Below are 18,657 nucleotides of genomic sequence, written 5' to 3' on the forward strand. Positions count from 1 at the left end.
GCCATGGGTCAACCAGTTATTGAACTTACCGGACTGACAAAAAAGTATGGTGGTTTTACTGCGGTAAATGGTTTGAACCTGACCATTAATAAAAAGGACATATTCGGATTACTGGGACCTAACGGAGCCGGAAAGTCTACAACGATCCTGATGATGCTGGGACTGACTGAGCCGACTTCGGGTTCTGTGAAAGTATGTGGCGTAGATTCTACCACGCACCCGATAGAAGTAAAACGGATAGTTGGCTATCTGCCGGAAGATGTCGGGTTTTATGACGACATGACCGGGATAGAAAATCTGGTATATACAGCTCAACTGAACGGTATTCCGAAGAAGGATGCAAAAGAAAAGGCTGTTCAATTGCTTGAAAGAGTCGGTCTGATGAATGAAGGGAATAAGAAAGCCGGTAAATATTCGCGGGGTATGCGTCAGCGTTTAGGCTTGGCAGATGTCCTGATTAAAGATCCGGAAGTGATTATTTTGGACGAACCGACATCAGGAATAGACCCTGCCGGTGTCCGTGAGTTTATGGACCTGATCCATCAGTTGAGTCATGAAGAAGGGCTGACGGTGCTGTTCTCTTCCCATCATCTGGACCAGGTTCAGCAGGTCTGTAACCGTGTCGGTCTGTTCAGCAGTGGTAAACTGTTGGCCGACATTGAACTGACGGAGCAACAGAAGAAAGAGCACGGACTCGATGATATTTATAATCATTATTTCGAAGGAGGTAAAGGTCATGAATAGAATATATCATCCTTTTTGGGTAATTGTGAATAAAGAAGTCTCCGATCATGTGAGAAGCTGGCGTTTTATTATCATGATCGTCCTTATTGCATTGACTTGTATGGGGTCGTTATATACTGCTCTGACTAATATCGGAGACTCCATCAAGCCTAATGACCCAGACAATGCGTTCCTTTTCCTGAAACTGTTTACCGTTTCGGATGGAACTTTGCCTTCTTTTGTTGTCTTTATCAGTTTCCTGGGGCCTTTGCTGGGGATTGCGTTAGGATTCGATGCGATCAATTCTGAACAAAACAGAGGTACATTGAGTCGTATCCTGTCTCAACCTATCCATCGTGATTACCTGATTAATGCCAAATTCGTCGGGGCATTGATTGTTATTGGCATTATGTTGTTCTCCCTGGGATTTCTGGTGATGGGATTCGGATTGATAGCGATCGGTATTCCTCCGACGGCGGAAGAGTTTTTGCGGATGGTGTTTTTTATCATTGTCAGCATCTTCTATGTTGCTTTTTGGCTGAATCTGTCGATATTCTTTTCCATACAGTTCCGTCAGGCTGCGACATCCGCACTGGCTTGTGTGGCCATCTGGTTATTTTTCAGTGTGTTCTATAATATGATCATCAATCTGATAGGGAAAGCACTCAGTCCTTCCGGATTTGCCAGCGATTACCAGATAATCAGCTACCAGCGCTTTATGCTTAACCTGTTGCGCTTCGCGCCGAGCCAGTTGTTCAGTGATGCAACGACAACCTTGCTGATGCCTTCTGTCAGAAGTTTGGGACCGTTGACGATGGAACAGGTGCATGGGGCTATCCCCAGTCCGTTGCCTCTGGGCCAGAGCCTGATCGTTGTCTGGCCGCAGCTGACAGGGTTGATTGCAGCGACAGTTGTTTGTTTTGCCTTGTCTTACGTTTCTTTTATGAGAAGGGAAGTTCGTTCCCGTTAATCCGATTAATATCAGAAAAGGCTCTTACCTGTGTTGGGGATAAGAGCCTTTCTTTAATAGTTATATCTTTGTTTATGCAGTTTCCAGTTTGAACCGCAGGCGTAACCGTCCGTCAGTATAATCGTAATTCAAGAGTTTAAACCGCCCTATTTCAGAAGTGTTGCTGACATGTGCACCAATACATGCACAGGCATCATAATCTCCGACACGAACAATACGTAATGTCTCACTCGCATCTTCCGGTAATTTACTGAGATCGACAATGGCTCCGGCTTCCGCTTTCGGAATAAATTCGATCGTTACAGGCAGATGCTGTTCTATTACTTCATTTATCCGGCGTTCTACTTCTGCCATCATTTCAGCGGTAGGCGCTTCCGATAATTCATAATCGCACTTGCTCTTTTTCCTTTCTATATGGGCATTCTTCGAACGCGGACAACCAAACATGCGAACCATCGTCTGATTTAAAATATGTTCGGCTGTATGCATCGGTGGATATTCAGCCTTATTATGTTCGTTTAATTGAATTTCTTGTTCCATTTTAATTATTTTGATTGATGAGGTTTACTGCAACTTGTTTGAACTTGTGTGATTTTTACACAGGTTGATTTATTATTATTTCAACTCCAACTCCTTCCTCAGTAAACTATATACATTTATATCCGTGTATTCACCGGAAGAAAGTAATTCTCCGTCACGTTCCGTTCCTTCCAGTGTGAAGCCTAAACGTTGAGGAATGGCGTTGCTGGGTTGATTGCCCACGGCACATCGTACCTGGATGCGGTTGAAATCTTTTTCAAAGAACGCCCATTGGCAGAGATAATGGACGGCCCGTGTAATAACACCTTTTCCCCGAAACTCAGGAAGCAGCCAGTATCCTATTTCCGTACGATGGTTTGTTCGGTCTGAGAAATGAAAACCGATCAGACCACAGATCGCAAAGCCTTTTTCAATGATATATACGACATCCCGTTCTTTATAAGGCACTTTTAATGTAGATTCCAGGAATAACTGTTCATCCGCAACACTGTTTAAACCATCGACAAACGGTAACCAGATCCGTAAATCCTCACGATGTTTATCTATCGCTTCATATATGATTTCTGCATCTTCATAAATAGCTTCCCGGATCGTATAACCCGGAATCCCGAAAGAAGAGGAGTGGGGGCGGATGCTTTTTTCAAACGCTTTGCGTTTATCTCCCCTGTAAGAAACTTCTCCAGAGTAACTGAATCCCAAAGAATCTATTAAGCGGAGCATATACTGATTGTCGAAATTGGTGTCGATGCGAAATGCATAGATGCCCTTGTTACGGCTTATTTCTTCCGCCTGCAACATAAAACGTTTCGCCAATCCTTGATGTTTCATCTCATCGGCTACGGCCAGTCGGTGAACTACCATGTAAGGAAGATCGTTTGTCCATTTACCGTCGATTTCTTTGTAGGCTGGCTCTCCGTCGAAAGAAATAACGCCATAAGTAACAGCTATATTTTCTTTATTACAAAAGACATATCCGTTTCCCGATTGAATATCTTTGGCAATGTTTTCAAGTGCCGGATAATTCTCATCCCATTGATGGCTGTTCAACCGTCGCATTTGCGCTTTGGCTTGTCCGATGATTTCCCAGATACGTGCTATATCTGCTTCTTCTGCTTTCCGGAATAGTAAATCTGAATTGTCCATATTATATCATTATATTTCAGTGGATGCAAATATAATGATATATTTCGGGCAACAGGATATTTTTTGAAGAAGTGGCGTTCAGAAAGAAAAAGAGCCTGCCTATCCGGAGTAGGATAAAGACAGGCTCTTCCTGTTTGATTGATAATTAGAATTCGTAGTGGAAACCGAAAGTCAGGTCTTCAGAACTCAGGCTGATACCGGATGTACTGTTGGCATATTTATAATCATCGCGATAACCGGCGAATCCGTATTTAGTGACAAATGTCAGGTTCTTGCATATTTCAAGTGCAATACCCGGTTTGATACCGATTTCGAAACCGTTGACGCTATCGTAGCTTTCTCTTTTATAGGTAGAGATACCAACACCACCGTCCAGGAATAAACGGACAATACCTTTTTCGAAGAATGAAAAGCGGGCATAAGGAGCGAAATTAAACGCATTAGCTTTGTTCTCGTCCGATTTGAAATGTGTATAACCGATCTCTGCTGCAATAGTCCAGTTTTCGTTCAGGTTATAACCGACTTCTGGTGCAATAGAAAAATTGGTAACATCGGCGTTCTTGTCGTGAGTAAGATTGAATGAACCACCTACATAAACCTGTGCATCAGCACTGATGATTGCCATAAATGCAACCACCAAAGTAAAAACTAACTTTTTCATCTTTGCTTGTATATTAAACGTTATATGTAAACGGGCGCAAAGATATACAAAAATAAACATATGTTGTACGGCATAAATATTTTATTGTTTGTCTTGCTAATTACAGAATATCCTTAACTTTGCCGCCGTAACAATTAACAAAAAGCATTATGTCAGTTGCAAAGAGGGATTTAGATGATACAAGAAAGGTGACGACACATCGCCTGATGGAAATGAAACAACGTGGAGAAAAAATTTCTATGTTGACGGCTTACGATTATTCTATGGCTAAACTGATCGATCAGGCTGGTATGGATGTTATTCTTGTCGGCGATTCAGCATCGAATGTAATGGCCGGTAATGTAACAACGCTTCCTATCACATTGGATCAGATGATTTACCATGGTAAATCGGTTATGAAAGCAGTACAGCGTTCGTTGGTGGTAGTCGACCTGCCTTTCGGTACATACCAGGGGAACTCCAAAGAGGCTTTGGCTTCCGCTATCCGTGTCATGAAAGAGACGCATGCCGACTGTATTAAACTGGAGGGAGGTAGTGAAATAAGAGAATCTATCGAGCGTATCCTTTGTGCAGGTATTCCTGTGATGGGACACTTGGGTTTGACTCCGCAGTCTATTAATAAGTTTGGTACTTATACCGTCCGTGCCCGTGAAGAAGCAGAAGCACAGAAGTTGATTGACGACGCTCATTTGTTGGAAGAAATCGGATGTTTCGCCATCGTGCTGGAAAAGATTCCGGCAGAACTGGCTGCACGTGTTGCTTCCGAACTGAGCATACCTATTATCGGTATCGGTGCCGGTGGAGGTGTAGACGGTCAGGTTTTGGTTATGCACGATATGTTGGGAATCAATATGGGATTCTCTCCGCGTTTCCTTCGCAGATATGCCAATATCGGAGAAGAAATTACTCGTGCTGTCCAGGCATACATCGAAGATGTGAAGACACAGGACTTCCCGAATGAGAAGGAACAATATTAGAAATAATTGACCCGACTTTTCCCTTGATGGAAAAGTAGTCAAAAGATCAAGGCTGCACCTGCTTTGCTACTATAAGTATCGGTGTCGGCCATCCTAAGAGGAAGTACAGCTTCCTTGGAAAGGCCTAAGCGGTGAAGCCGGTTGAGCCTTGATCTTTTGGCTACTTTTCTATCAAGAGAAAAGTGATATTTAAATCTGATAAGTCATGAAATCTCATCTACTGATCGGAGCCGCATCGTCAGGAAGCGGTAAGACAACATTTACACTCGGTTTGCTTCGGGCGTTGAAGAATCGGTATGGAAAAGTCCAGCCGTTCAAATGTGGTCCGGACTATATCGACACGCGCCATCATAAAATGGCCGCCGGTTGTCCTTCCGTCAATTTGGATAGTTTCATGATGTCCGAACAACATATATGTGATTTGTATCGACGCTATACTTCGGTAGCCGATTATGCGGTAACCGAAGGCGTGATGGGCCTTTTTGACGGATACGATGCTATGCAGGGAAGTAGTGCTGAAATCGCGCGTACATTAAATATACCTGTCGTCCTGATCGTAAACGCAAAAAGTACAGCCTATTCCGTTGCCCCTTTGCTGTACGGTTTCAAAAACTTCTATAAAGAGATAAACATTGTCGGAGCCGTTTTCAATTTTGTAGCTTCCGAAACTCATTATTCCTTTTTGAAACAAGCCTGTGAAGATGCCGGTGTCGAAGCATTAGGATACCTTCCCAAACAGGCCGACGTAGAGATACCGAGCCGCCATTTGGGCTTAACCCTGGATGAGACATTTTGTTTTGATACATTTGCCGACCGTGTAGCCGCCCTGGTAGAGAAACATGTCGATATCGACAGGCTATTGGCATTGACCGCCTGCCAACCTGTTTCTAACTCTCATATGGTTCAGCTTGAACAAACGCTGCCTTCTCCTTTGAAAATCTCGATCGCTCGTGATACCGCCTTTAATTTTGCGTATGAGGAGAATATTCAATTGCTGCACAGGCTGGGAGAAGTTACCTTTTTCAGTCCGCTTCACGATTCCGTATTACCGGAATCCGATTTTGTATACTTGCCCGGAGGCTATCCCGAATTATACCTTCCCGGTTTATCATCAAACCGTTCCATGCTTCAATCTATCCGCGATTATGCAGAAGCAGGAGGGAAGCTACTTGCCGAATGCGGAGGAATGATGTATCTATGCAATGAAATAAAATCGTCGGAAGGGAGTAGTTTTCCGATGGTCGGTTTACTGAACCAGTCGGCTACTATGGAGCAAATGAAACTTCGTCTGGGATACCGTACATTATATTATAATGATTATGTAATGACCGGACACGAGTTCCATTATTCCCGTATTGAGCCTCAGAAAGAGGAACTGCCTTCCGTCGCTACCGCCTGCACAGCCAAAGGAAGCCCTGTCGCTACCCCTTTATACAGATATAAGAACGTCTTAGCCGGATACACCCACCTTTATTGGGGCGATCCGTCAAGAAACCAATGGTTTATCGACTATCTGAACGGACTTATCTAGCCATTGCCAACACTTTCATCTCTTTCGGCATCTTTTCGATCGCATATCTTAACGAAGTACGCGGCATATCCGCTTTCTTAGCCATCACATAGTCGAATACATCTTTCTGATATGCTTCACTGGCAGCCTTCAACATCCATCCGTAGCCTTTTTGTACCAAATCATCCGTATCATAGAAAAGAGTATCGGCAATTTCAAATATATCTTTCAGGAAAAGGCCCTTTCTGGCAGGGATAATCAGTGTGACGGCAGCTGCCCGTTTCATCCACCGGTTCTCAGAATGCGCCCACTCTTTCAAACGGGAAATATAGTCCGGATACATCTCAACAAAAGTACCGACCGTATGATTACATAATGTATCGCAGGAAGCCCAATTGGATACATACTTGTCCACCCACTTTTCGAAAACGTCAAAATCCTCCGGTTCATACTGCGCATGAAGATAATAAGACCAATTACATGCAATATAAGATTCTTCCGAATATCCTGATTCCCACAAAGTTTCACAAAGAGTAAATATCTCTTTCTTAGGAAGTTCTTTGATTAATGCATAAAACTCCTTACTGATCTTATTAACCGTGGGGATTCTCACACCGTGGTACAAAATTTTTTCCTTAAAGAAACCCTGGGCATTCTGCCGGGTCTTTTCGTCAATATTGTCAACCAGTGCCTGGCGTACTTGTTCAATGACTGTTTTCATAAGAGGATATGATATATTTACTACAAACATACATATTTTTCTTATATATGCTCGTTTTAATAAAATAATCCTTATTTTCGTGTAAACTAATAATTCAATGCCATGGTCAATACTATTTTTCTTGGAATCGCAGTTGTTGCTTCCGCTATATTTCTGATACAGTTCATCATGTCTATCTTCTTTGGAGACCTGGATACGGACACGGATATTGATGTCGATCTCAGCAGCGCAGTATCTTTTAAAGGATTAACCCACTTCTGCATCGGTTTCGGATGGTATATGTATATTGCCAAAAGTACGGCCATCTCTACTTTCCTGATCGGCATCCTGATCGGGTTGCTCTTCGTTTTTATCCTATGGTTTCTCTATAAGAAAGCCTATCAGCTTCAAAAAGAAAACAAACCGGAAAAGACAGAAGCCCTGGTGGGCCGGGAATGTACGATCTATGCACACGACGGAGTTCGCTATATCGTTCAGGTCGCCCAGAACGGAGCCTTGCGTGAGGTGGAAGTCCGTTCTCTGGAAGGAAAAAAGTATCAGACCGGCGACCGTACGTTGATCTGCAAGGTTGAATCAGGAACAATTTATATACAATAAATAATAAACTCAACTATTAAATTATGACACAGGAAATGTTAATCATGGTAGCCATCCTGGTAGGGGTTATCATTCTTTCTTTTATCGGGATATTGTCCCGTTACCGTAAGTGTAAGAGCGACGAGGTGTTGGTTGTGTACGGTAAGACATCCGGAGAGAAATCAGCCAAACTCTATCACGGTGGAGCCGCTTTCGTATGGCCTATTATTCAGGGATACGAGTTCCTTTCCATGAAACCTCTTCAGATTGATTGTAAACTGACCGGCGCCTTGTCCGCGCAGAATATCCGTGTAGATGTTCCGACCACCATTACGGTAGCGATCAGTACCGATCCCGAAGTGATGCAGAATGCAGCCGAACGTCTGTTAGGTTTGCAGCCGGAAGACAAGCAGAACCTGATTACCGATGTTGTGTATGGCCAGATGCGTCTGGTTATTGCCGATATGACGATCGAAGAGTTGAACTCCGACCGTGATAAATTCCTTTCCAAGGTACGCGACAATATCGATACGGAACTACGCAAGTTCGGTCTTTACCTGATGAACATCAATATCAGCGATATCCGTGATGCCGCCAATTATATCGTCAATCTTGGTAAAGAAGCTGAAAGCAAAGCCCTGAACGAAGCACAGGCCAATATCGAAGAACAGGAAAAACTCGGCGCCATCAAGATTGCCAATCAGATTCGCGAACGTGAAACGACTGTTGCCGAAACACGCAAAGATCAGGATATCGCTATTGCAGAGACAAAGAAACAACAGGAAATATCAGTTGCCAATGCCGATAAAGAACGTATTGCCCAGGTTGCCGTTGCCAATGCCTCGAAAGAGTCGCAGGTAGCCAAAGCCGAAGCAGATAAGAATATCAATATAGAAAAAGCAAATACTGAAAAAGAAAGCCGTATCGCAGAACTAAATTCCGATATGGAAATCAAGAAGGCCGATGCCGGAAAGAAAGCCGCTGTCGGACGAAACGAAGCGAATAAAGAAGTTGCCAAGTCTGATGCCGAACTGGCAGTAACCCAGGCCGAAGCGAGCAAACAAGCCGGTGAAGCAGCAGCCCGTTCGGAAGCCTCTGTGCAAGCTGCCCGCGAAATCGCCCAGCGCGAAGTGGAAGAAGCAAAAGCCAAAAAGGTTGAATCAGCCCTGAAAGCACAAAAGATCGTTCCGGCAGAAATCGCCCGTCAGGAAGCCATCCTGCAAGCTGAAGCAGTGGCCGAAAAGATGATCCGCGAAGCCGAAGCGAAAGCAAAGGCAACTTTGGCCCAGGCCGAAGCCGAAGCCCGTGCCATCCAGATGAAACTGGAAGCCGAGGCCGAAGGTAAAAAGAAATCATTGCTGGCTGAAGCCGATGGTTTCAAGGCAATGGTTGAGGCAGCCGAATCGAACCCGGCTATCGCTATCCAGTATAAGATGGTAGACCAGTGGAAAGAAATTGCCGGCGAACAGGTGAAGGCATTCGAACACATGCAGCTTGGCGATATCACCGTCTTTGACGGTGGCCAGGGCACAACCGGTAATTTTCTGAACCAATTGGTTAAAACCGTTGCCCCGAGTCTCGGCGTATTGGATAAATTGCCTATCGGCGAAACCGTAAAAGGAATCATTCGTCCGGAAGAAAAAGACGAAAAGAAAGATACAACGAAGAAGTAATATGAGAATTTACACCAGGGGAGGAGATAAAGGCCGTACCGGTATCCACGGCGGCGAACGGGTTGATAAAGACGATATCCGTATCGAAGCCAACGGTACGCTTGACGAAGTGAATGCACAAATCGGTATCGTGCGGGCTTTATTACCTCCCGAACATGAATGGCAGGATGTCTTAGGTAAAATACAACGGGAGTTGATGGTTGTCATGTCGCACGTGGCAACCCCTTCGGCTATCCGTGATAAGAACCCTAACAGTTTATCGGAGGACCTTGTGTCCTTCTGTGAGCAACAAATAGATCTACTTACTGGACAGATGCAGGATAATGGTTTCTTTATCCTGCCCGGCGGTACCCTGATCTCCGCCCATTTGCAGTTGGCACGTACCATTGCCCGTCGAGCCGAACGTCGTTTATGGACATTATACCGGAAAGATCCGCTTCCGGAAGAAATCATGCAGTTCGTGAATCGCCTCTCAGACCTACTTTTCACTATGGCCCGTTACGAAATGTTTCAACAGGACCATGCCGAAGAACGTTGGAACTCTTTCCTCTATAAAAGAAAAAAGAAAGAGTAATCCATATCCGGCAATAGTTAAATTAAACTCTAAAATCTTGCAAATTCACTTTTCAATCGTGAATTTGCAAGATTTTTTTATTTTTCAGAAGTATATAACCTCTCTTTTTGAAGTTTGCCATCATCGGAACGTCCACTCTCCTTATGAAACTAAACCTATTTCTGGAAATCTCATCTTTTTAATTACTTATAAAAAACAGTGTATTCTTGTTTTACTTATTGTATGGAATTAATGTTTTATGTTTTGATTGAAAAATGACTTTATTCATATAAATTATATGACTTGAAATGTGTATTAATATACAGTATACTAGATATTTATGTATAATAGGTACTGACTAGAAAAAACGATCGTTTTTTTTAGTCAGCGCAAAAGTAAGCAAAAAAAATATATAACAAACAAAGAAATTCAATTATTATTTGAAATTCAATACTTCAACATTTTTTTAATCATAGTAAAATCGGACAATATGATGACTAGAAAAAACGATCGTTTTAGCTAGTCATCCTGTTCGTGAGTACACTTTATGTGACTGACGAACCTTGTCATATCAAAAAACTAGTATTAATTAATGGCTTATTTATTGACAACCCTGTCTTTAGTCTTATCTATATTGCTCTCAGCCCTGATAATTCCGCGTATCCTGGTTGTCGCTTATCGAAAAAAACTATTTGATATACCTAATGAACGAAAAGTTCACGACGGAATAATTCCCCGTTTAGGTGGTATTTCATTTGTTCCTACAATCCTGTTTTCACTCTCTTTTGTGACCGGATTACGTTATCTGATCGGCTTCGAAATAGCCGAAAACAGGCTCCATTTTATCATTCCCGAATTTTTCTTCTTGATCTGTGGTCTCACGTTATTGTATTTATCCGGTATAAAAGACGATCTGGTCGGACTACGTTATCGGACAAAATTCTTTATACAAATCCTAGCCGCCTCCATGTTCCCTCTGGCGGGATTATGGATCAATAACTTATACGGGTTGGCAGGTATTCACGAATTGAGTCCGTATATAGGAATTCCTCTTACGATATTAATGACAGTCTTTATCATCAACGCCATCAACCTGATTGACGGTATCGATGGCCTGGCCTCCGGGTTAAGTATTATTGCCCTAAGTGTTTTAGGAAGTTTATATCTTTATTATAGCCAGTGGGTATATGCCATGTTTGCTTTTTCGGCATTGGGCACATTACTCTCATTTTTCTATTATAACGTCTTTGGGAAGGCGGACCGTTGTACGAAGATCTTTATGGGCGATACCGGTAGTTTGACATTAGGTTATATGCTGGCATTTCTTATGATCTCTTATGCAACAGTCAATCCGCAGATACATCCTTATTTCGAAGGAGCGATCATTGTCGCTTTTGCCCCGTTGATAGTACCGGCTTTCGATGTTTTCCGCGTCATGTTGATTCGTGCCCGAAATCATAAACCATTGTTTATTGCCGACCGGAATCATATTCATCATAAATGCCTGGATGCAGGTCTGACATGTAAAAAAGCAGTGGTATACATCTTAGGACTGGCTTGTGTCTTTTGCATCCTGAATATGGCACTGATTAATACGATCAATAACAACCTGATTCTTTTTCTGGATATTCTGTTATGGTCTGTGTTGATAGGTTGGTTGAATAAATCAATAAAACGTTTTAACTATTAACTTTTCAGGTTTCCGCTTTATCCGGATAAATGTTAATCTTTGTTCAACACTTGACAAAGATTAAAATAGCGTATGATGACGAATCGTAAATTACCAATAGGAATACAAAGTTTCGAGAAGATTCGGAATGGAAACTATTTGTATGTCGATAAGACTGAACTGGTTTATCGTTTGGCAGTAAGTGAGATCCCTTATTTCCTCAGTCGTCCTCGTCGTTTCGGAAAAAGTTTGTTGATTTCTACTTTGGACGCTTATTTTCAAGGACGAAAAGAACTTTTTCAAGGGTTAGCCATTGAAAAATTGGAACACGATTGGTTTACTTATCCGGTGTTGCATCTTGATTTGAATGCCCGTAAATATGAAACGGAAGCGGATCTGGAAGCTATTTTAAATCAATATTTAGAGATGTGGGAAGCTGTTTACGGGGATGAAATGAAATTACGTGCTCCGGAAGAACGTTTCTTTTATGTTATCCGTCGTGCTTGGGAGCAAACCGGTCGTCAGGTGGTTGTATTGATCGACGAATACGATAAACCCCTTTTGCAGGCTATTAATAATGAACCTCTGCTGGATGCCTATCGGCGTACAATGAAAGCGTTTTACGGTGTACTGAAAAGTACGGATCGTTATCTGCGTTTTGTTTTCCTGACCGGTGTCACTAAATTTGCACAAGTCAGTGTTTTCAGCGATTTGAACCAGCTCAATGACATAAGCCTTGATTACAATTATGCTACTCTTTGTGGTATAACGCATAAGGAGTTGGCCGAAAACTTTCATCCGGAATTGGAACAACTAGGTCAAATGCAGTCTCTTTCATTGGATGAAACATTTGAAACAATGGTTAAACAATACGATGGATACCATTTCCATCCGAACCGTGAAGGAGTATTCAATCCTTTTAGTACTTTAAATGCATTAGAAAAAAGAGAATTTGGCGATTATTGGTTCCAGACAGGAACTCCCACCTTTTTAGTAGAATTATTGAAAAAAAGCGAATACGATCTTCGCCTTCTGATCGATGGTGTAGAGACACAGGCATCGGCTTTTACCGAATACCGTGCCGAGCAGAATAATCCGATCCCGTTAATCTATCAAAGCGGATATCTGACCATCAAAGAATACGATGCCCGTTTCAAACTCTATAAACTTGAATTTCCCAATGAAGAGGTGCGTTATGGATTCCTGAATTTTATCACAAAGGTCGGTGTTTCGTTTAATAAAGAAGAACGGAATGTCGGAGAGTGGGGTGTTGTGAATAAAGAGGTGATATTTTGATTTTAATGGTTTATTTATATAGCTTTGTAAAAAATCAATAACGAAATGGCAAAACAATCGCATCCATATAAATCAAAAGAAAATATTCACTCTTCGAAGTTGGAGGAACCTTCTGCTGCTTATGTTTCTGCTGACTTGCGGGGCACTTATCTGGATATTGTTTCTGAAGATATGTTTAGAAGTGCCATATCCAAAGCTGTTTCTGATTTCGATAAAGGATTGGTCATATCCCATAACCAGATAGATGAATTAGTGAAGGCTCGAATGGGATGGAAATAGTTTGGTCATCTTTTGCTACCGAAGGACTTTTCTCTATATTAGAATATGTAGAGACTGATTTTGGAAGCCGTGTATCCTAACGTGTATATACTGATATAATGGGATATATTGAAACCTTAACTAAGTTTCCTAACTTGGGTATTCATGATGATATATTTTCTACTGAAACTTTAGAGGTTCGTTATCTGATTTGTAAGCAAAATATAATTTATTATTTGATCTATAAGGAGACAATATACCTTTTGTCGATAGCAAACTCCAACCAGTCCTCTGACCGTATACGTAAAGTGATAGCAGACTATTTACGATTATATAAATAAGTTTTCCAAGGAATATCAATTCCTGATATTCCCATTGTAATCAAACAATAATGAATATAGCAATTGTAGGAACAGGCTACGTAGGCCTGGTCACGGGAACCTGCTTCTCTGAAATGGGAGTAGATGTCACCTGTGTGGACATAAATGAAGCAAAGATAAAAGCTTTGCAGGGAGGTGTAATGCCTATCTATGAACCCGGTTTGGAAAGCCTGGTCCTGAAGAATGTGGAAGCCGGTCGTTTACATTTTACGACTGATCTGACCGCTTGCCTGGATAATGTATCTATTGTTTTCAGTGCTGTCGGAACTCCTCCGGATGAAGATGGAAGTGCCGATCTGAGATATGTCCTGGATGTAGCGCGTACTGTAGGGCGTTCTATTAATAAATATACGCTGCTTGTAACAAAGAGCACTGTTCCGGTCGGAACGGCTCAAAAAGTAAAAGCCGTCATTCAGGAAGAACTGGATAAGCGTGGAGTGGCTATTCCCTTTGACGTGGCATCCAATCCTGAGTTTCTGAAAGAAGGAGCAGCCATTAAGGATTTTATGGCACCTGACCGGGTGGTTGTTGGTATTGAAAGTGACCATGCCCGTAAACTGATGGAACGTTTATACAGACCTTTTGTATTGAATGGTTATCCTATTTTATTTATGGATATTCCTTCAGCGGAGATGACGAAATATGCAGCTAATGCTATGCTGGCTACCCGTATCAGTTTTATGAATGATATCGCTAACCTGTGTGAAAGAGTTGGTGCTGATGTGGAATGTGTCCGTAAAGGCATTGGAAGCGATACCCGGATCGGAAAACATTTTTTGTATGCCGGCTGTGGTTATGGTGGCAGTTGTTTTCCAAAAGATGTGAAAGCATTGCTACATACCGGAAAAGAGAACGGTTATACGATGCGTGTTATAGAAGCTGTAGAAGAAGTGAATGAAACTCAGAAAAGTATTGTTTTTGAAAGAGTAAACAAACTCTTCAATAATGAGCTGAAAGGCAAGATCGTTGCTATTTGGGGATTGGCATTTAAACCGGATACGGATGATATGCGTGAAGCTCCGGCATTAGTGGTTATTGATAAACTGATAAAAGCCGGAGCGATAGTAAAGGTATACGATCCGATCGCTATGGATGAATGTAAACGTCGAATAGGAAATCAGGTGGAATATGCAAAGGATATGTATGATGTAGTAGTTGATGCAGATGCTTTAATGCTAATAACTGAATGGAAACAGTTTCGTTTACCTAGTTGGAAGTGTATAAAGAGATTGATGCGGGGAAATATTATGATTGATGGGCGAAATATTTATGATATGAAAGAAATAGAAGATGAATATTTTGTTTATTCCAGAATCGGACGGAAATGAAACGAATATTAATAACGGGCGGAGCCGGTTTTATCGGTTCCCATCTATGTGAACGTTTGGTGAAAAAAGGTAACGATGTGATTTGTCTGGATAATTATTTTACCGGCAGTAAGGATAATATTCGTCACCTGTTGCAGTATGATAATTTTGAGTTGGTTCGTCACGATGTAACATCCCCCTATTATGCCGAGGTCGATGAGATCTATAACTTGGCATGTCCAGCATCACCTCCCCATTATCAGTATAATGCAATTAAGACAATGAAAACCTCCGTTTACGGAGCAATGAATATGTTGGGATTGGCTAAACGAACGAAAGCAAAGATTCTCCAGGCATCGACCAGTGAAGTGTATGGCGATCCGGCTATTCATCCACAGGTTGAATCTTATTGGGGAAATGTGAACCCGATCGGTATCCGCAGTTGTTACGATGAGGGTAAACGCGCAGCCGAGACACTATTTATGGATTATCATCGACAGAATGGTGTACGGATTAAAATCATTCGGATATTTAATACATATGGCCCAAATATGAATCCGAATGATGGACGGGTTGTCTCTAATTTCATCATGCAAGCATTGCATGGAGTGGACATAACAATCTATGGAGATGGCCTTCAAACCCGTAGTTTTCAGTATGTGGATGATTTGATAGAAGGGATGATTCGCATGATGGCTACCGGAAATGATTTTATAGGCCCGGTAAATCTGGGAAATCCTGGAGAGTTTACAATGTTGGAACTGGCAGAAAAAGTGATTGAATTAACAAATTCAAAATCAAAGATTGTTTATTGCCCTCTACCTGGTGATGATCCGAAACAACGGAAGCCGGATATAGCATTGGCTAAAGAGAAATTGGATTGGCAGCCTACAATACGATTGGAGGAAGGGCTAAGGAGGACGATTGGGTATTTTGTGGGAAAAAAGTTTACGTTAAAAGGAAAAATGAATATTCCTAAATATGGATACCTATTGGAATATTCTTAAAAATTTGAGTTCGGATATGAAGTCAGAGCTAATATCCCGGCTTTCAAAATCATTGCTAAGCAAACAAGTTTTGTAAATATAGGAACTTCTATAAAAATTAATTTTGCTTTAAATCTGGTTAATACATTGCAGGTTTAATTTATATATTCTATCCACTGAATGAATACCTATTTGGATATTGTGTATGTTGATATGTGCGTAAATGCCATAACTAAAGTAGTTTCAGATTTTGAGGTTTGAATTCTGTATTGTTGTGGATTAGATGAAATAAATGAATTAGATGATGAACGTTCTGATAATAAAGAATTTATTTGCTAATGTTTATGGTGTAGTTGTTAATCTCGTATTTCAAATATTATTGGTACCATTATATATTAATTATTGGGGGAAATCTTTATACAGTGATTGGATTGTGATAACATCGTTAACAGCTTTCTTTTCGATAACAAATATTGGATTGAGTACTGTTACACAAAATGTATATTCAATTGAATACCTAAATAATAATATAAAGAAGTGTAATTCACTTATAGTTAATAATGTTTTGTTAGTTTCTCTTGTATTTATATTTTCATTGATTATAAGTGTTATTGTGTTATCAATTATTGATTTACCAATACTGTTGCATTTGTCGGAAATGAATAGATCTTTGGCTAATTTTATATTTGTTTCATTTTTGATATATGTCTATATATCAATGTATGGAGCTATTTTAGATTCTTTATTTCGTGCTAAATCAAAATATCATATAGCTACATTTATATCAATTACTTCCAGATTGATTGAAGTTTTGATAATTATTTTTTGCGTTAGCTGTAATGTGTCAATCTATTTTATGGTTTCATTGTATTTATTGCCAGGGTTATTTCTTTTGTTGTATAAATATAAATTGGCAAAGAGTTTTATTCAATTCTCTATTAATAAGAAATATTATGATTGGTCTTTGTTTAAACAATTAATAATTCCTTCTGTTTCGTTTATGTCTATTCCGGTTAGTTATTCAGTTTTAATACAAGGTTCTAATTTAATTGTAAATTATTTTTTTGGACCTAATGCTGTAATACTTTATACAACAACACGGACTTTGTCTAATTTTATAGCAACTCTTTTGAAGACAATTAAACATGCTATATGGCCTGAATTTACGATCGCTTTTGGTCGAGGGGATAGTAAGGAAATGAATAAATTATATAAAACATCAGCTGTCATATCAACATTTTTTGCCATATTAGTTAGTATTGTTTTGTTTTTTTACGGTGATTGGATATATTCTATGTGGTTACATAATAGCGTTGTATTTGATGCATCGTTAATGCTTTCATTTGTATTAATCATAATTGTTCATTCTTTGTGGGAGTCAGGAAGTGTTGTTTTGGAATCTACAAATAATCATGTTGTATTAGGATTATTATTTGTTAGTTTATCTATAGTAACACAATTACTTGCATATATAGTTTTGACTAAATATAAGTATATTGATATATTACCTTATAGTCAATTATTGATGGAGATAATAATATTATATTATGTAATAGGGAAAATAAAGAAAGTGATTTATGGAAAAGAATATAAAAATTAATGTTGTATCTTTGGGGAGAAGATGGTTATTGGATGTTGCTAGAGAGTTAGAAAAGCAAGGATATGAAGTTGCTTTTTATACTGCAGTCCCATATAAGCGAATGAAGAAGTTTGGATTAAAAAAAGAATCTAGTAAGTCAATATTTTGGATAATGACCCCTTTTATTTTGTTAAGTAAAATGTTTCCTGTATTTGGAATGAAAGTAATGAATTCTGTTTTTGATTACTTTGTATCTTTATATATGCGTAATAGTGATATTTATATTTCAGATGTTAATATTCATAAGAAGAGATGTTTTCGTGTTGCGAAAAAGAAATCTAAATTTAGATTATTAGAATCAGGTTCTACTCATATATTAAATCAAAAAAAACTATTAGAGAATTATCTAATCTCGAAGAAAATGCCAAATGATAAAAGATATTGTATTAAAAAATCAGATTTAGAAGATGAATTGAATCAATATAAAGAATGTGATTATATATTAGTTCCTTCAAAGATTGTTAAACAAACATATCTAGAAAATAATTATCCTTTCAATAAATTGTTCTATAATCCTTATGGTGTTGATTTATCAAAATTCTATCCTTTGAAATTTTCAAAAAAAGAATTTGATATAATAATGACGGGTAGCTGGTGCTATAGAAAAGGATGTGATCTTATACAACAATTATGCTTAAAACAAAACTATTCATTTTTGCATATAGGAAAAATTATGGATATGCAATTTCCTGAAAGTGCAAATATGAAGCATATTGAAGCTGTAGATCAAAATACTTTAATAAAGTACTATGCTAAAGCAAAAATATTCGTTCTACCTTCTCGAGAAGAAGGTTTAGCTTTAGTTCAACCTCAGGCTATTGCATGTGGATTACCTGTTGTGTGTTCTAAATTTACAGGAGGGAAGGATATTGGAGAAGTAACAGATTTAAAGGAATGGATATTTGAGATGAAAGATTTTTCGTTAGCAGCTTTAGAAGAAGAAGTATCAAAAGCTTTAATATTTTGTTCATTAAATAAAGTGCTTAATAGAGATCAATTAGATAATATTTCTTGGGAAGCATATGGTAGAAGATACTCAACGTTTATTGAACATCTATTTAAGAATTGTTAAATT

General features: G+C 39.8%; 17 protein-coding genes and 1 pseudogene. 14 read left to right on the forward strand and 4 right to left on the reverse strand.

What is annotated here, in order from left to right; translation table 11 throughout:
* Window positions 1–3 precede the first annotated feature (3 nt).
* Window positions 4–744: an ABC transporter ATP-binding protein gene (locus C825_RS13440; protein WP_010802831.1), complete on the forward strand. Its 741-nt coding sequence runs from the start codon at window positions 4–6 to the stop codon at window positions 742–744.
* Window positions 737–1,693, forward strand: coding sequence for an ABC transporter permease (locus tag C825_RS13445; protein WP_007656046.1), 957 nt, complete (start codon window positions 737–739; stop codon window positions 1,691–1,693). Before C825_RS13440 ends, C825_RS13445 begins: the two co-directional genes overlap by 8 nt.
* A gap of 72 nt (window positions 1,694–1,765) precedes the next feature.
* Here the strand turns inward: C825_RS13445 and C825_RS13450 are convergent, their stop codons facing one another.
* The 3 genes from C825_RS13450 to C825_RS13460 form a co-directional block, all read right to left on the reverse strand.
* Window positions 1,766–2,233, reverse strand: coding sequence for an alanyl-tRNA editing protein (locus tag C825_RS13450; RefSeq protein ID WP_007656048.1), 468 nt, complete (start codon window positions 2,231–2,233; stop codon window positions 1,766–1,768).
* Window positions 2,234–2,308: 75 nt separating this feature from the next.
* Window positions 2,309–3,376 carry a GNAT family N-acetyltransferase gene (locus tag C825_RS13455; RefSeq protein ID WP_010802832.1) on the reverse strand — a complete coding sequence of 356 codons (1,068 nt, stop codon included), beginning with the start codon at window positions 3,374–3,376 and terminating at the stop codon, window positions 2,309–2,311.
* A 145-nt stretch (window positions 3,377–3,521) separates the two neighbouring features.
* Window positions 3,522–4,037 carry an outer membrane beta-barrel protein gene (locus C825_RS13460; RefSeq protein WP_010802833.1) on the reverse strand — a complete coding sequence of 172 codons (516 nt, stop codon included), beginning with the start codon at window positions 4,035–4,037 and terminating at the stop codon, window positions 3,522–3,524.
* Between the two features lie 149 nt (window positions 4,038–4,186).
* Between C825_RS13460 and panB the strand changes: the two genes are divergently transcribed.
* Window positions 4,187–5,014 carry a 3-methyl-2-oxobutanoate hydroxymethyltransferase gene (panB, locus tag C825_RS13465; protein WP_007656055.1) on the forward strand — a complete coding sequence of 276 codons (828 nt, stop codon included), beginning with the start codon at window positions 4,187–4,189 and terminating at the stop codon, window positions 5,012–5,014.
* Window positions 5,015–5,219: 205 nt separating this feature from the next.
* A complete protein-coding gene (locus C825_RS13470) occupies window positions 5,220–6,545 on the forward strand; it encodes a cobyrinic acid a,c-diamide synthase CobB (RefSeq protein ID WP_010802834.1) in 1,326 nt (441 codons plus the stop codon).
* On the opposite strand, the gene C825_RS13475 is transcribed toward C825_RS13470, so the two are convergent.
* Window positions 6,538–7,245 (reverse strand): DNA alkylation repair protein, encoded by a 708-nt coding sequence (locus tag C825_RS13475; RefSeq protein WP_173012319.1) that lies wholly within the window; start codon window positions 7,243–7,245, stop codon window positions 6,538–6,540. The two genes, C825_RS13470 and C825_RS13475, sit on opposite strands and share 8 nt — an antisense overlap.
* 102 nt (window positions 7,246–7,347) lie before the next feature.
* On the opposite strand from C825_RS13475, the gene C825_RS13480 reads away from it, so the two are divergent.
* The 10 genes and pseudogenes from C825_RS13480 to C825_RS13525 all read left to right on the forward strand — a co-directional run bounded on the left by C825_RS13480 (window position 7,348) and on the right by C825_RS13525 (window position 18,654).
* Window positions 7,348–7,842, forward strand: a complete 495-nt coding sequence (locus tag C825_RS13480) for a hypothetical protein (RefSeq protein ID WP_007656066.1) — start codon at window positions 7,348–7,350, stop codon at window positions 7,840–7,842.
* A gap of 23 nt (window positions 7,843–7,865) precedes the next feature.
* Window positions 7,866–9,494 carry a flotillin family protein gene (locus tag C825_RS13485; protein ID WP_007656068.1) on the forward strand — a complete coding sequence of 543 codons (1,629 nt, stop codon included), beginning with the start codon at window positions 7,866–7,868 and terminating at the stop codon, window positions 9,492–9,494.
* 1 nt (window position 9,495) lies between these two features.
* Window positions 9,496–10,068 (forward strand): cob(I)yrinic acid a,c-diamide adenosyltransferase, encoded by a 573-nt coding sequence (locus tag C825_RS13490; protein ID WP_007656071.1) that lies wholly within the window; start codon window positions 9,496–9,498, stop codon window positions 10,066–10,068.
* Between the two features lie 571 nt (window positions 10,069–10,639).
* Window positions 10,640–11,737, forward strand: coding sequence for an MraY family glycosyltransferase (locus C825_RS13495; protein ID WP_010802835.1), 1,098 nt, complete (start codon window positions 10,640–10,642; stop codon window positions 11,735–11,737).
* Between the two features lie 75 nt (window positions 11,738–11,812).
* Window positions 11,813–12,967: pseudogene (locus C825_RS13500) on the forward strand (ATP-binding protein); the annotation flags it as partial.
* A gap of 90 nt (window positions 12,968–13,057) precedes the next feature.
* Window positions 13,058–13,291, forward strand: coding sequence for a hypothetical protein (locus C825_RS13505; protein ID WP_010802837.1), 234 nt, complete (start codon window positions 13,058–13,060; stop codon window positions 13,289–13,291).
* A gap of 370 nt (window positions 13,292–13,661) precedes the next feature.
* Window positions 13,662–14,978, forward strand: coding sequence for a UDP-glucose dehydrogenase family protein (locus C825_RS13510; RefSeq protein WP_010802838.1), 1,317 nt, complete (start codon window positions 13,662–13,664; stop codon window positions 14,976–14,978).
* Window positions 14,975–15,964, forward strand: coding sequence for a UDP-glucuronic acid decarboxylase family protein (locus C825_RS13515; RefSeq protein WP_010802839.1), 990 nt, complete (start codon window positions 14,975–14,977; stop codon window positions 15,962–15,964). Before C825_RS13510 ends, C825_RS13515 begins: the two co-directional genes overlap by 4 nt.
* Window positions 15,965–16,244: 280 nt before the next feature.
* On the forward strand, window positions 16,245–17,543 hold the full coding sequence (locus tag C825_RS13520; protein ID WP_044214370.1) for a lipopolysaccharide biosynthesis protein: 1,299 nt from the start codon (window positions 16,245–16,247) through the stop codon (window positions 17,541–17,543).
* Window positions 17,521–18,654: a glycosyltransferase family 4 protein gene (locus C825_RS13525; protein WP_010802841.1), complete on the forward strand. Its 1,134-nt coding sequence runs from the start codon at window positions 17,521–17,523 to the stop codon at window positions 18,652–18,654. The genes C825_RS13520 and C825_RS13525 overlap by 23 nt, the downstream gene beginning before the upstream one ends.
* Window positions 18,655–18,657 lie beyond the last annotated feature (3 nt).

Origin of the sequence: Parabacteroides sp. ASF519, assembly GCF_000364265.2 — a bacterium.
Classification (GTDB): Bacteria; Bacteroidota; Bacteroidia; order Bacteroidales; family Tannerellaceae; genus Parabacteroides; species Parabacteroides goldsteinii.